Annotated in this window: 13 protein-coding genes and 1 pseudogene; 2 read left to right on the top strand and 12 right to left on the bottom strand. The window is 43.7% G+C overall.

Annotated features, from left to right (window positions below; translation table 11 throughout):
- Positions 1 to 49: 49 nt before the first annotated feature.
- Genes AC1DM9_RS27575 through AC1DM9_RS27565 form a run of 3 tightly spaced genes read right to left on the bottom strand, consistent with a single transcriptional unit; the run spans position 50 to position 2,269 of the window.
- Entirely contained in the window at positions 50 to 772 is a 723-nt protein-coding gene (locus AC1DM9_RS27575; RefSeq protein ID WP_477510000.1) for an amino acid ABC transporter ATP-binding protein, read from the bottom strand.
- A complete protein-coding gene (locus AC1DM9_RS27570; protein ID WP_477509999.1) occupies positions 772 to 1,422 on the bottom strand; it encodes an amino acid ABC transporter permease in 651 nt (216 codons plus the stop codon). The genes AC1DM9_RS27575 and AC1DM9_RS27570 overlap by 1 nt, the downstream gene beginning before the upstream one ends.
- Positions 1,423 to 1,444: 22 nt before the next feature.
- The gene (locus AC1DM9_RS27565) at positions 1,445 to 2,269 is read right to left on the bottom strand and encodes a transporter substrate-binding domain-containing protein (RefSeq protein WP_477583269.1); all 825 of its coding nucleotides are present in this window, start codon (positions 2,267 to 2,269) and stop codon (positions 1,445 to 1,447) included.
- Between the two features lie 352 nt (positions 2,270 to 2,621).
- On the opposite strand from AC1DM9_RS27565, the gene AC1DM9_RS27560 reads away from it, so the two are divergent.
- Positions 2,622 to 3,266, top strand: a complete 645-nt coding sequence (locus tag AC1DM9_RS27560; protein ID WP_477583267.1) for a GntR family transcriptional regulator — start codon at positions 2,622 to 2,624, stop codon at positions 3,264 to 3,266.
- 65 nt (positions 3,267 to 3,331) lie between these two features.
- Here the strand turns inward: AC1DM9_RS27560 and AC1DM9_RS27555 are convergent, their stop codons facing one another.
- The 3 genes and pseudogenes from AC1DM9_RS27555 to AC1DM9_RS27545 all read right to left on the bottom strand — a co-directional run bounded on the left by AC1DM9_RS27555 (position 3,332) and on the right by AC1DM9_RS27545 (position 6,517).
- Positions 3,332 to 5,698: a putative bifunctional diguanylate cyclase/phosphodiesterase gene (locus tag AC1DM9_RS27555; protein ID WP_477583265.1), complete on the bottom strand. Its 2,367-nt coding sequence runs from the start codon at positions 5,696 to 5,698 to the stop codon at positions 3,332 to 3,334.
- Between the two features lie 354 nt (positions 5,699 to 6,052).
- Positions 6,053 to 6,137: pseudogene (locus tag AC1DM9_RS27550) on the bottom strand (DUF3934 family protein); the annotation flags it as partial.
- A gap of 176 nt (positions 6,138 to 6,313) precedes the next feature.
- Complete coding sequence (locus AC1DM9_RS27545; protein WP_477583263.1) at positions 6,314 to 6,517, bottom strand: hypothetical protein; 204 nt, start codon at positions 6,515 to 6,517, stop codon at positions 6,314 to 6,316.
- Positions 6,518 to 6,919: 402 nt separating this feature from the next.
- Between AC1DM9_RS27545 and AC1DM9_RS27540 the strand changes: the two genes are divergently transcribed.
- Complete coding sequence (locus AC1DM9_RS27540; protein ID WP_441884424.1) at positions 6,920 to 7,546, top strand: SGNH/GDSL hydrolase family protein; 627 nt, start codon at positions 6,920 to 6,922, stop codon at positions 7,544 to 7,546.
- 87 nt (positions 7,547 to 7,633) lie between these two features.
- On the opposite strand, the gene AC1DM9_RS27535 is transcribed toward AC1DM9_RS27540, so the two are convergent.
- From AC1DM9_RS27535 to AC1DM9_RS27510, 6 genes are all read right to left on the bottom strand, one after another.
- Positions 7,634 to 8,623: a Gfo/Idh/MocA family protein gene (locus AC1DM9_RS27535; RefSeq protein WP_477583261.1), complete on the bottom strand. Its 990-nt coding sequence runs from the start codon at positions 8,621 to 8,623 to the stop codon at positions 7,634 to 7,636.
- Positions 8,624 to 8,675: 52 nt separating this feature from the next.
- The gene (locus tag AC1DM9_RS27530) at positions 8,676 to 9,323 is read right to left on the bottom strand and encodes a ThuA domain-containing protein (RefSeq protein ID WP_477583259.1); all 648 of its coding nucleotides are present in this window, start codon (positions 9,321 to 9,323) and stop codon (positions 8,676 to 8,678) included.
- A gap of 27 nt (positions 9,324 to 9,350) precedes the next feature.
- A complete protein-coding gene (locus AC1DM9_RS27525) occupies positions 9,351 to 10,112 on the bottom strand; it encodes a sugar phosphate isomerase/epimerase family protein (protein WP_477551755.1) in 762 nt (253 codons plus the stop codon).
- Positions 10,113 to 10,341: 229 nt separating this feature from the next.
- Positions 10,342 to 11,958, bottom strand: a complete 1,617-nt coding sequence (locus tag AC1DM9_RS27520) for an ABC transporter substrate-binding protein (protein WP_477583257.1) — start codon at positions 11,956 to 11,958, stop codon at positions 10,342 to 10,344.
- 75 nt (positions 11,959 to 12,033) lie between these two features.
- A complete protein-coding gene (locus tag AC1DM9_RS27515; protein ID WP_076270355.1) occupies positions 12,034 to 12,945 on the bottom strand; it encodes a carbohydrate ABC transporter permease in 912 nt (303 codons plus the stop codon).
- A gap of 12 nt (positions 12,946 to 12,957) precedes the next feature.
- Positions 12,958 to 13,878 (bottom strand): ABC transporter permease, encoded by a 921-nt coding sequence (locus AC1DM9_RS27510; protein WP_076270425.1) that lies wholly within the window; start codon positions 13,876 to 13,878, stop codon positions 12,958 to 12,960.
- Positions 13,879 to 13,902: the final 24 nt, after the last annotated feature.

Genomic DNA, 13,902 nt, shown 5'->3' with positions numbered 1-13,902 from the left:
TGGATTGATTATTAACCACCAGGAATTTACAAACTAAACGACCTTGCTGCTATAAAACCTTTGCCAAAAAATCTTGCGTTCGCGGGTGCTGAGGATTTTGGAATACCTTCAGCGGCACTCCCTCTTCAACAATGCAGCCGCCATCCATAAACAGCAGCCTATCGCCAACCTCGCGGGCAAAACCCATTTCATGCGTTACAATAACCATCGTCATTCCGTTTTGAGCAAGCTTCCGCATGACTTCAAGCACCTCGCCAACCATCTCAGGATCGAGTGCTGACGTTGGTTCATCAAACAGCATTACGCTAGGCTGCATGGCAAGCGCTCTCGCTATCGCAACACGCTGCTTTTGTCCGCCTGAGAGACGATCTGGATAGGCATCTTTCTTGTCTTCGAGCCCCACTAAGCGCAGCAGCTCCACAGCTTCTACATTTGCCTGCTCTTTGCTCAGCTTCTTTAGCTTACGCGGAGCAAGGGTTAAATTTTCCAAGACGGTCATATGCGGAAATAAATTAAAATGCTGAAACACCATGCCCATTTCTTGACGAATCCGATTTAACTCCGACTGTTTATTTATAATTTCACAATCATTCAGCTGAATATGACCAGCCGACGGCTCCTCCAATCGATTCAAACAACGAAGAAAGGTGCTTTTCCCTGATCCGCTTGGTCCGATAACAACAACAACCTCGCCTTTGCGAATTACCGTGTCTATCCCCTTCAATATTTCGTTTTTTCCATAAGATTTGCGCAGCCCTTTTACGACTATCATCAGCTTCTCAACTTCCTCTCTAGCACAGCAAGCAGCCTGGATAATGTAAACGTCATGATAAAATATAATGCACAAGCGACTAACAGCGGCTCCATCGGCGAGAAGGTGACGCTCTGAACCGTCCGAGCATTGTACATTAGCTCCGCAATACTAATGACGGATATAAGCGAGGAGTCTTTAATAATAATAATGAATTCATTGCCAATGGCCGGCAGCATATTGCGAAAGGCTTGCGGCAGCACGATGTACCGAAGCGCCATACCTCTGCTCAGCCCCAAGGATCGAGCCGCCTCCGTCTGTCCCTTGTCGATCGCTTCGATTCCCGCTCGAAATACCTCAGCCATATAGGCAGAACTATTAATTGTAAGCGCCACCACTCCGGAAATGAAAGGCGGCAGATTTATACCAAATCCAGTCAGTCCATAATGGATAATAAAGATTTGTACGAGCATTGGGGTTCCTCGAATGATCTCAATATAGGTAGAGGCCAAAAACTTAACCGGCCAGAAGCGCGAGATTCGTATTAATGCAACGGCAACCCCAAGCACTGTGCCGAGCGCCACGCCGAAGAAAGACAGCTCCAGCGTGACCAAGGCTCCTCTCAAAAAAAATTGCCAATACTCTGTCAGGAAACCGAAGTTTAAATCCATATTCAACTACTCCGTCCGCTCTTTATTCTCCAACCAGCTCATTGGCCTCAACGACATAACGATCAATTTCACCGCTTTCCTTCAAACGAGCAATCGTTCCATCAATTTTATTAAGCAAATCTTGATTGCCCTTTTTAACAGCTATGGACACACCCGCTTCTTCCACAGGCTGTTCAATTTTCACGTCCGATACCGCGATATCTGTTTGCGCTACTGCATATTGATCCGCAACTGGTTTTTCAAGAATAATGGCATCTACACGACCGCTCTTCAGCTCCAAAATCAGTTCAGGAATTTTAGCCAAAGCCGTTAGCTTCGCATCGGCGATTTCCTGTGCAATGCCTTCTTGAATCGAGCCTTTTTGAATACCGATTTTTTTACCTTTTAAATCATCCAATGACTTGAATTGCTCAGCTTGATCCTTTTTCACCAAAACGCCTTGGCTAGTCAGGTAATAAATTTCAGAGAAATCAACGTTCTTTTTACGTTCTTCCGTAGGCGTCAGACCTGAAATAACCATATCCACTTTTCCTGTATCAAGTGCGAGCAGCAAGCCATCAAAGTCCATATCTTGAATTTTGAGCTCAGCATTCATATCTTTCGCAATCTCTCTAGCAATTTCGATATCAAAACCAACGATCGTATCTTTACCGTCTATCATCTTATGGAACTCAAAGGGTGCATAATCGGCACTTGTACCAAGGGTAAGCGTTGTTTTCTCTACTGCTGGAGGATCTGTTGCCGCGTTATTGTTCGTTGCAGCTGGCGTATTTTCCTTATTGTTTTGACCACATGCCGAAAGGACGACCATAACCGAAATAAGCAGCAATGATAATTTCTTTTTCATTTCCATCTCTCCCAATTCATTATCTGATTTAGTCTAAAATCCCCCGAATTGAATACGGAGTTAAATCTGTATACAATATACATATATGATGGTAGTAATTATAACATCGGTTTCAACTATCTACAATGTTTTTTTATGATTCTATTAAAAATTGTTATTTCTATGTGAGTTATTGTGACACCTTTCGACATATTCATACGCTTGTCTAATATCTGGATCAGATGATAAAATAGTGAAATCATCTACTGTACGAATGCATGTTCATTCAACTAAGCCATTTCTCTAACCCATATAAAAGTTATACAGCAAACAACTTCACCTCATTAAAGTAAGTTAGAACAGGGGAACCTACATGCAATCACCTAAATACCAATCGTTAAAAGACCATGTTTACGAGTATATCGCTCAAAAAATCCAAGATGGCACATTACTTCCGAATCAAAAAGTTAATGAAGCTGAAATTTGCAAAAAACTAGATATAAGCCGTACGCCTACCAGAGAAGCATTATTTCAACTATCCTCCGACAATCTCCTAGATTATTTACCTAGACGCGGCTTCACTGTCAAAGCCTTCGATTCCAAGAAAAAACTCGATTTTTCCCGAATTATTGGAGTGTTGGATGCACTCGCTGCTACCTTATGTATTGATTTACTTCAGCAGCCTGACTTCACCGAAATGGAAAGGCTTGTCGACAAAATTGATCTTGATATTAGCAAGCTGTATTTTTCCGATTATCATATGGACCAATACAACTTCCATGATATTTATATAAAAAAATGCGATAATCCTGTATTAATTGAAACGTTGAATTCATTAAAAAACAGCTTTATTCGTCAATCCTATGCAAGTGAAGACAAACCAAAGCTCGCAAACGTGCTAAAGCAAGTAAATGCGGAGCATCGGAAAATTCTTAACTTATTTCGCGAGAAGGATAAAGAAGCCTTGGAAGCTACACTTAAGCATCACTGGCGCATTATTGATACCGAGATGCTCTAATGACATACCAAAAAAAGGCTGCCAGCTTGAAGCTGGCAGCCTTCGTTTATGTACTTTCGAACCTATCACCTAGCGATTAATAGTTTATTAAACTCTAGCAATGGGAGCGGCTTATGATAGTAATAACCCTGCGCTTTGTCACAGCCAAGCTGCTTTAGCTGTTCATATTGATCCAATGTTTCTACGCCCTCAGCAACCACCTGCTTCTGCAGGTCATGCCCCATCGACACAATCGTCTTCACGATGGATAAGCCACCTTGATAGGCATCCATATCAGTAATAAAGGAGCGGTCAATTTTGATAATAGCAATCGGCAGCTGCCTTAGCACACTTAATGAGGAATAACCTGTACCAAAATCATCAATGGCGATATGTATACCTAAAGCAACAAGCTCATCGAGCATCTTTCTAGCTACATTTAAATTATTAACCACCATGCTCTCCGTAATCTCCAAGCATAACCGATCAGGCTCAAGGCCACTGCTGCGCAAAATCTCCTGAACCTTGTTTACGAAATCCGGCTGCATGAATTGTCTCGACGAAACGTTCACCGACAGCATAAAATCATTCCAGCCTTGCTCCTGCCACAGTTTACCCTGCTGACAAGCTTCCGCAATAACCCATTGTCCGATTTCATTAATTAATCCCGTTTGCTCTGCCAGCGTGATAAATTCTCCTGGGTGCACCATGCCAAGCTCTACCGATTGCCAGCGAATAAGCGCCTCCGCCCCTATCAGCTGTCCGCTTGCCAAATTAATCTGCGGCTGATAATGGAGAACAAATTCCTTGCGTTTCAGTGCTTTGCGAAGATGCTTCTCCAGCTTGACGTCCCGCTGTACTAGAGCAATCATCTCATTCGTATACAAACGATATTGATTGCCTCCGCTATGTTTCGCATTGTACATGGCAATGTCTGCCCTCTTGATAAGCCCATCAGAGCTGTCATCATCAAATGGATGGACACTAATTCCAATGCTGCCGCCTAAGTAAAAATCTTGCCCTTGAAGCGTAATCGGCAGTTGAAAGGCTAAATGAATGTTTTCGGCAAGCGATACGATCTCATCATATTCTTCCGCTTCTTTAATTAAAATAATAAATTCATCTCCGCCCAGGCGGGCCAGCAAATGCCGATGGTCCACATTTTGGCGCAGGCGCTGAGCAACGTCAATTAAAGCCTGATCACCAAACTGATGTCCAAGCGTATCGTTTATCAGCTTAAAGCGATCCAAATCGATAAGCATGACTCCGAGCAGCGCTTTTGATGATTTCACAGCATTCAACGAAGCTTCCAGCTCTCGATTAAAATGATAGCGGTTAGGCAGCTTAGTCAATGTATCGTGATGTGCCAAAAAATGTATGAGACGCGACTCTTCCTGCTGCTGCGTAATATCCCGAATGACCATTAACAAAAACCAATCCTTACCCTCAGCCATCATTTCCGTATCAGCCAAAATCGCACGTTTCTGGCCTTTTCGATTCACTATGGTCAGCTCACGGTTTCTCCATGCATCCTTCGGAAAGGAAGCAGCAAAGGCTTCCTCCATGTCTTTGCGTTCGTTCATAACGATGAATTCAGATAAGGAGCGATTTTCCAGCTCCTCTTCCTTCTCAAATCCAAGTATACGAAGCGCACCTGGATTTACTTCCTTCATGATCATATTTTTGTCGATCATAATGATGGCGGTTGGGGAAAAATGATAAAGCAGCTCATATTTTTTGGATGTAGAAGGCAAGAAATCATTTTTCATATAGACACGAAGTGAAATACTCCATATTATAGTTGTCAAAAAAATGACTGAATCTGAAATATAGACATAGGGCGAGAAAGCAGTATATACAATTAAGACCCCGATCGTTGCCAACTGGTAAAATAGATTGGCTTTAAAAAGCACCATAAATCGTTTCCGATCAACGTTATTATTCGCTTTATAATGGGCTATTAGACAAATAGCTATATTAAGCAATGAATACATGACCAAAAAACCATAAATAACAGTCATGGCCGGAGCAGCTTCGATTTGCTTCCAAAAACCTTCTATACGAACCCCTTCAAGCAAATATTCTCTTCCTCTTATGGCTAGAAGCAGAAAATACATTATAAATGGTATAAAAGCTATGCCTATGGTGCTCCAGCGAGAAAGCCGATGATAACTGTTTGTTGCCGTAAGATGAAGCAAAACGCTCATGCTTACAGCGGCTATAGAAGCTGGGTAAACCATATAAGCAGAAATATTCAGCGCATACTCGGCAGATAACAGCTGCTCGAGGTATTGAAAAAAAATCATACTCGCCAGCAAACAAATGGTAAGAAAGGCAAGACGATTCTCAATATGCTTAGCGTTTCGTCTTATAATAACTAAAGCGGTGTCAATCATATACATGACGGGAAAGATAAAGAAGAGAAGAAGCATTATGGATTGATAGTCACTCATATGATGAAGCCACCTCGCTGAACATTATTCAAAAATACAATTCACATTTTTATCCAAGCAATAGTACCATTATAAAACTTAAATATCGGCAGGACAACGAGAAAAAGACGGTTAAACAGAGAGCTTCCCTGTCTAACCGTCTTTCGTTTCATAAGAGCATCATGGCTCACGCACAGGCTGCTCTTTGTTATTTCTATTTTCTGCCCTTAGCCGCGCTTCCACCTTTAAATGCGGTACTGCCTTTAGTCATGTTAGCGCTTTTAGCATTAGGCGTATTTTTATCGTCCGTTTTACCTTTTTCACCTTCAGCGCCTTTAGCACCTTGGTTTCTGCCAAATACCTTTTTCGCTAACTTCTTCTTTTCCCCTGCTTGCCAGCGATTCCAGCCTTTTTTGTCCGTTCCTCTGCCGGTTCCGCCTTTACCCTTTGTACTACTCATATTATCACTCCATCATGTCTTCTATGCCGAGTTAAACCTCATAAAATGCAGCTAAAGCATCTATCAGAATCTTGTTCCTCGTTATCATTACTTATCAGTATACCATTAATCCTGCACTTGGATTCTTATGATGGCTTTTAAATTTTAAATTTCGTTATGCTCTTCGTTTGTTATTCTTAATAAACATGAACCTTATCGCTCATGATTTTCCGAAGAATATTTTTATGGCGCTCAGCTCTAAGGACCAAAGCCTTTAACGCAGCTAACGCTTCACCAGCTTGTTCGAGGTAATACTCGTCGCCAAAAAGCGTGTATAATCTCATATAATCATTATATTCATCCAGCCATTCATTGAAGTAAGAAGAGATCATTCCCATCACTCCCTTAATTCGATTATAGAGCAAGAACATTAAGATTTTATGAAAAAAATAGGAGGAAAAGCATAAAATCATTCTAGCTGTTTCTGTTCTTATCGTTTATAGTATATTTTAAAGTTTTCTGAATATTCCCAAAAATGTTTACGCACTATTAACAAATGCTGCACCAATCTATTTATCCTTCTCTATACTATTAAATAGGAAATAACAGAAAAGTTAAATAGAAACTTCAGTTATAATTGTTTCTTATTTTATGGAAGAAAAAAACAGCTGCTTATTGACCAGAGAATGGAATCCTTTGTATTATGAATTTGCCGACAAATAGAAAGCGCTCACAGCTATCCCGCTGCAAGACATGTTTTATCTTATGAAGACTAGTATTTGAACTCATTGGAGGTCTAAAAAATGACATTAATCGATCAAAACGCAATTGTTCTATTTCAAGGCGACAGCATCACGGATGCTGGCCGCAACCGAAATGACTGGGCAAATCTAGGATCGGGTTATGCAAATCTCGTAACGTCTTTGTTTACGAGTAAATATCCTGAGAAACAAGCTACGTTTCTGAACCGCGGGATATCGGGTGACCGTGTCATTGATTTGGAGCGGAGATGGGAAGTGGATTGCCTTGATTTGAAACCAAGCCTGTTGTCTGTTTATGTAGGCATTAATGATACTTGGCGCCGCTATGACAATAATGATCCACTTAGCACGGAGGAATACTATACCACTTACCGCCGCTTGCTGAGCAGAGCAAAGGAGCAGTTGAACGCTAAGCTTGTTCTAGTCGAACCTTTTGTGCTTCCAGTAAATGATAGCCAGAAGCAATGGCGTGAAGATCTTGATCCAAAAATTCAAGCTGTCCGCGAGCTCGCTGGAGAATTTAAAGCCATTTATGTTCCGCTTGATGGTTTGTTCGCACAGGCTGCAACGCAGACAGGACCGGCTTATTGGGCTCCCGACGGTGTTCACCCGTCTCCTGCTGGTGCCGCACTCATTGCTGAAGCATGGCTTCAAGCGGTAAAAGCATAAGCGATTTAGAAGGCTTCTGCTTAGAGGCAGCGATACTGATAAAAAAAGGAGTAGGCGAATACGCAGCCTACTCCTTTCTTTTAGTAATTATTCATCAGCAGGGTAACGAAGACCCCACTGCTTCCTGATCGTATCCAGCGTCTCCATGATTGCTAGCGTCTCATCCAGCGGAATGATTGAACTTTCGAGCCTTCCCTCACGGAGCGCATTCATCGCTTCCTCAGCTTCAAATGAATAACCCTCTGCTTCACGGTCGTCCTCGATCGACTCTGCAGCACCCTGTTTCGGGTGCAAATATGCTGATTTACCGAACAAGAAGTTTGGCACATGAATATGCCCCTTCGTTCCATAAATATAAGCATCATTAACCATTTCAAGCTGTACCGCTCCATTCAGCGATGCAGTACGTCCATCTTCATATTCAAACAACAATGAAAACTGCTCGTCTACTCCCGTCTCGCCAAGACGAGCACTGCTCGTAATTTTGGATGGCGCCCCGCCGAAAATTAATGATGCGAAGGAAACGGGATAAATACCAGCATCCAGCAGCGCACCTCCGCCAAGCGCAGGATCAAGCAAACGGCTTTCCGGCGCCCAGCCGATATCAAAGCCAAAGTCAGCTTTAAGCATTCGCACTTCTCCGATTTTACCATCCGCAATCCATTCCATAACCTTAAGGATTGGCGGTAAAAACCGTGTCCACATCGCTTCCATAAGAAATACTCGTTTTTCTCTGGCTAATGTTATGATTTCTCTTGCTTCCGCCGCATTCATTGTGAATGGCTTCTCGCAAATGACAGCTTTGCCAGCACGCAATAGGGCGAGCACATTTTCTTTATGGATGGGATGCAGCGTGCCCACATAAACAATATCGATCTCGGAATCTTGCGTCAGCTCTTCAATGCTGCCATAAGCGCGTGGGATATTATACTCTTTGGCAAAACGCTCTGCCTTCTCTAGGTTTCTACCACCAACTGCGACTAGCTCTGCGCCCTTTGCAAATGCTAAATCTTTAACAAACTTTGAGGAAATCCAGCCCGGACCCAAGATGCCCCATTTCATTGTTTGTACCGACATATCCTTATTCACTCCTCTGAATAAAAAATGTACATTTGTTGATAGCTCCCTATTATCGGTCGCTTCCACCGCACCATTTCAAAGCCTGTTTTATCGTTGCTTGATACTCTTCCATCTGCAGCACGGATAAGAGATGCCCTGGTGTAAGCACGCAAACTCTTCCTTCACCTTGCTCCCTTATCCAGCCTGCTGGCTGCGTGCCGTGCTCTGACTCCGAAGTCATCAACACTTGAATGCGATCGTCGATAACCTCCATAAAATAATGCTCGTCATGAACCGTAAAGTCCTGTGCATGCGCCTTGTCCCATGGCGTTTCGTCCTTATAAACGATCGTAACGGAACATGCGGCTGGATGATGCTGGAATACCCCGCCTACTAGCTCAAAGAAAACAGGCTCATCACGATAGCCCACCGTTCCTGCATGCAGCACCAGCAATCCTTTTCCTTGCTCGACATAGCTCTGGAATTGCAGCTGAATCTCCTCAGTGAGCCAAGGCGTTGTATCTGTTGCCGACACTTGGTTCGACTTGGCAAGCACAACCACATCCTGCTGATCCATCCATGCGCGCGACCATTCTGATGCATGCTGGGTATAATCGAGCTGAAAACCTTGCTTGCCGAGCGGCTCCAAGCCTTCCTTGATCAGCTTGCCCGAGTGCCAATAATCGTCGCAAATGATGCCGATTTTCATCTCTATCATCCTCTCGCTTCTATATTAGCATTACTCCTATAGAAATTGTTTTAAATTGTTAAAGCTAATAGCCAAGCTCTCAAACGGATCACGTCTGCATACATCCTGCTCGACTACATACCACTCTACTCCAATCTCTCTGCATGCTTCAATAATCGCTTTGAAATTTAAGTTTCCTTCGCCAATTTCGGCGAATACTTGCTTATAATCAACGATTTCCAAATCTTTGAGATGAACAACACCCATACGGCCTTTAACCTGATGAATCGCATCTACCGGATTTACACCGCCAACATGTACCCAATAGGTGTCGAGCTCGAATCCAACTGCAGCCGGGTCACTTTCTTGCTGCAAAATATCCATCCCTGTTCTGCCTGCAAACTTCTGGTACTCAAACTGATGATTATGATAAATAAACTGCAAGTCATGCTCCTGCAGCTTTCTTCCAATTTCTGTCGCTTGCTTCGCAAAGGTGGAATAGCCCTCCCCGCTAGTGCGGTATTCATCCGGAATAGAGCCTAACCCAACATACTTACAGTTCCACAGCTTATGCATTTGCACGGTATTGTCAAAGTCATTGACCATAGAATCAAGACTTACATGCGTTGCACAAATACGAAGCCCTTCGGCATCTGCTAATTGCTTCACTCTTTCTGGAGCAATAGGGCCTATTCCCGATACTTGAACCGCTTCATAACCGATTTCCCTTACCTTGCGCAGCGTCTGCTCCAAATCCGCTTCATTCTGGCAATAGTCACGCAACGTGTACAACTGTACTGCAATATTTGATAAGTTCATTTCTTCGCCGCCTTTATCATAAATTTGGGTTAGCTTACATGGTTATAGATTCATTGTAGCATTATTAATGAAAGCGCTACTTTACTGAGGTTAACCAAGCATACCCCGCCAATTGATTATAATTGACCAAAAGGACGCTTTTCTCTTAAAGGTGTTGAAAAAAGCGCAACAGGAGCCCCGCACTTTCGTGCTTGGAAACCCCTATTGCGCTTCGCAAACTATCTATTCGTTAACCTTCGATCAGCTTCTTGTATGCATCCATTTGGCGCTGCAATTCTGCAAGCACCTTGTCGTAACCAGCTGTTTTCAGCTTGCTGCGGAATTGCTCTACGGCTTGAGCCGGGTCTCCTGCTTTACCATACGTAATCGCAGGCCCCATCTCGCCCGAAACCTGTGTAATCGCCGTTAATTCAGCTTCTACCGGCGTTTTATCAAATACAAATTGGCCATAAGGGTAAGGTTTTTTGATTTTGTCATATTCCGCGTACAATGTTTCTTCGAGCTGATCCCAAGTTGTTACGCTCGGAATTTCGAATTTGTCGACACGTCCACCCCAGAAATCCGAATAAAAGGAATCCTTAGCCTCGTTATAAGCTGCTGGCTGTTGGCGTTTGCCGTCTTTCACTTCGTATTGAACGCCTTCCAAACCGTAGTTGATCAAATGATAAATTTGCTCGTCATTGCGAATTAAATCATAAGCCATTAGAGCGCGCTCAGGGTTTTTGCTGTGCGCTCCAAGCGATGTTCCTCCGTGCGTGATGGAGAGCTCCGTCAAGTTATTGCCGCCTGTACGAGCAAATGGGAACATTTGCAGCTCAGAGCCTGGTTGATCCTTATCCATATTAACGCGCAGCCCGCCAAACGTTTGTGTATGATGCTGATCCAGTCCCGACAATCCAGCGCGCAGCGCGGAGCGATTGTCGTTTTTGTTGTTCAGCACATCCTCGCGCCAGTAGCCTTTATCTGCCCATTCCTTCATTAACGTTGCGAAATTAAGGAATGTGTCTTCGAATACAGGGCTCACTACCGTATATTTCTCTTCAAATGATTTGGTCGTGTACACTGGCAAATAGCCCGTTGAAATTGGAAGCTCTAATTGATCCGTATAGGACGCTGCATACCCGCCAAATGTGCTTGTTGCTGCAACAGCATCCCAAGGAATAACGCCTTCTTTGTTATCTTTAATATATTGAAGGTATTTGCCAATGCCTTCCCAGTCTTTAATTGGATCCGTTATGCCTGCTTCCTTCGCCCAATCTCCACGGTAGAAGAAGCCATGGTTAACCCACTGTGTGTAATCATTTTCTGGAATCAAAACGATATTTCCTTTATATTTGCTCTCCGACCAGTCCTCTTCAGGAATTGAATTCCAGGTTTGCGGCGCATATTGCGGCAATAAATCATTCAAATTCATAAAAGCACCACGCTGTGCATTGCCCCATGTATCAAGCCAGTCCGTACCAATCGTAATCAAATCCACCGCTTCGCCGGATGCCAGCAGCAAATTGTATTTCGTCTGCCAATCTGCCCACTCGACCCATTTCCACTCCAGCTCCGCGTTGATTTTTTCCTTCATCAGTTTATTAACCTCAGCCAGCACCTTCTCGAACTGGCCGTTTTTCGGCTTATCGCCAAGTACGACATAGCTGATTTTTACGAATTTGGACGTATCAGCTGCTTTATTGCCATCATCCGTGTTCGTGCTCCCCTTATTGCCGTTTTCCGTGTTCGTACTCCCTTTATTGCCGCTTTCCTTTTTATCTCCGTTGCTGCCGGAACAGGCCGCAAGGCTGATGATCATCATTACAGCGATTAGCAGAGCGGAAATCTTCTTGAAGTTCGACATCTCACTTCTCCCCTTTGTTTTCATGATTCGGGCTTCGCCCTTTATGTGAAGAGACCCTTGCAGGCCTGCGGCACATCAGCCTTTTACAGCACCTACTGTAATTCCCTTAATGAAATACCTTTGCACGAATGGGTAGAACAAAATGACAGGGCCAGTCGCAACCACCGCGGTAGCCATCTTCATCGATTCCAGAGGCATATCACGAAGCTGCACATTGGATGCAGCGGACGAATTGCGGATAAAGTCAGCGCTGGTTACGACATTGTACAAAAACAGTTGAAGCGGCCTATACTTCATATCCGCCGAAAGGAACAGCATCGAGTTGTACCACTCATTCCAGTAGCCAAGAGCGATAAACAGCCCGATAGTTGCTAACGCCGGCGTAGTCATTGGCAAAATCAGCTTTAGAAAAATGGTAAAGTCGCCTGCTCCATCGATCTTTGCTGATTCGGTAATGGCATGCGGGATCGAGCGAACGAAGCTTTTCATCATGATGATGAGAAATGGACTGAGCAGTCCTGGAAGAAGGATAGCAAGATAATTGTCCTTCAGCGTCAAATATTGCGTCATCAGCAAGTAAAAGGGCACAAGGCCGCCGGAGAACAGCGTCGTGAAATAAATGAAAAACGAAATGCCATTTCGATAGCCAAAGTCAGGGCGCTGAAGCGCATAGCCCGTCATCGCCACGAGGAAGAGACCAAAGACCGTTCCAACAATGGTGATTCCCATCGTGACAAGGTAAGAGCCAATAATGAGATCGGGGTTTTCGAACACGATTTTGTAGGCAAAGGTGCTAAAATCGCGCGGCCACAAGTTGAAGCCGTACTTCTTAATCGTGCCTTCTGCTGTCAGTGAGGTGCCAAGCACGAGCAAGAAGGGCAATAAACAGCATATCGAAAAACATGTAATGAAAAGATAACCAAAACCTTTGACGATGATGCCACTTATGTCTGTCCGAATGCTGCGTGATTCATCCCTATTTTCCATATGTGACACCTCCTAAAATAACGAGTTTTCAGGCGAGGCCTTCTTCACAAGCCAGTTGGCTGTTAAGACGACTACAAAACCGAACAAGGATTGATATAAGCTTACTGCGCTGCCAAGTGAGAAGTTGAAGTTTGTCATCAGGGCACGGAATACGTAAGTCTCGATAATATCCGTTGTTGGATATAAGGCTGTGTTGTTTGCGCCTACTAAGTTGAAAAACAAACCGAAGTTGCCTTTAAGAATGCCGCCGAGCGAGAACAGCATCAAGATGATGAAGGTTGGCTTTAGCCAAGGAAGCACGATGTAAATGATGCGTTGGAAGGCGTTGGCGCCGTCAATTTCGGATGCTTCGATAATTTCGTTGTCCAGCCCCATGATGGCTGCAAAATAAATGATCGAACCGTATCCAGTGGACTGCCATAGGTAGGTGAGTACGATGATAAACGGCCATATTTTCGGATCAGAATAGGTTTTGACAGGCTCCATGCCTAACGATTCCAGCAAGCTGTTCAATAAGCCGTAGTCATAGCTCAAGATGTTGTAGGCGATAAGCCCGATTAGAACGGCAGATATAAAGTGAGGTAAAAACATAAGCGTTTGCGTGATCTTCTTGAACCATTTGCGCCGAATCTCATTCAGTAGAATAGCTACAAAAATTTGCATGACATTTCCCAGCACGATGAATACCAAATTGTAAGCTACCGTATTAAATGAGAGCCGCCATAGATCACCATTCATGACGAGAAAGCGAAAGTTGTCAAATGCAACAAACGGGCTTTTGAAGATGCCATCGGAGTAGTTGTAGTTAATAAAAGCTAGATACAAGCCGGGCATCGGCAAGTAAGCAAATATAAGAAAGAAAGCGATGGCCGGCAAACACATGATTAATAACGTTTTGTTGTTCCAAAATCGTCTAAGCTTGCCGCTGCTCATTCGCTTCTGCTTCCTTTGGGGAGC

The organism is Paenibacillus sp. 01T431 (assembly GCF_056398625.1).
The sequence above is the reverse complement of the archived record's forward strand: the minus strand, read 5'-3'. Positions and strand labels throughout refer to the sequence as shown.

Coding starts and splice junctions, on each gene's coding strand:
- AC1DM9_RS27575 (WP_477510000.1), bottom strand. CDS start 772: ATGATAGTCGTAAAAGGGCTGCGCAAATCTTATGGAAAAAACGAAATA.
- AC1DM9_RS27570 (WP_477509999.1), bottom strand. CDS start 1,422: ATGGATTTAAACTTCGGTTTCCTGACAGAGTATTGGCAATTTTTTTTG.
- AC1DM9_RS27565 (WP_477583269.1), bottom strand. CDS start 2,269: ATGAAAAAGAAATTATCATTGCTGCTTATTTCGGTTATGGTCGTCCTT.
- AC1DM9_RS27560 (WP_477583267.1), top strand. CDS start 2,622: ATGCAATCACCTAAATACCAATCGTTAAAAGACCATGTTTACGAGTAT.
- AC1DM9_RS27555 (WP_477583265.1), bottom strand. CDS start 5,698: ATGAGTGACTATCAATCCATAATGCTTCTTCTCTTCTTTATCTTTCCC.
- AC1DM9_RS27540 (WP_441884424.1), top strand. CDS start 6,920: ATGACATTAATCGATCAAAACGCAATTGTTCTATTTCAAGGCGACAGC.
- AC1DM9_RS27535 (WP_477583261.1), bottom strand. CDS start 8,623: ATGTCGGTACAAACAATGAAATGGGGCATCTTGGGTCCGGGCTGGATT.
- AC1DM9_RS27530 (WP_477583259.1), bottom strand. CDS start 9,323: ATGATAGAGATGAAAATCGGCATCATTTGCGACGATTATTGGCACTCG.
- AC1DM9_RS27525 (WP_477551755.1), bottom strand. CDS start 10,112: ATGAACTTATCAAATATTGCAGTACAGTTGTACACGTTGCGTGACTAT.
- AC1DM9_RS27520 (WP_477583257.1), bottom strand. CDS start 11,958: ATGTCGAACTTCAAGAAGATTTCCGCTCTGCTAATCGCTGTAATGATG.
- AC1DM9_RS27515 (WP_076270355.1), bottom strand. CDS start 12,945: ATGGAAAATAGGGATGAATCACGCAGCATTCGGACAGACATAAGTGGC.
- AC1DM9_RS27510 (WP_076270425.1), bottom strand. CDS start 13,878: ATGAGCAGCGGCAAGCTTAGACGATTTTGGAACAACAAAACGTTATTA.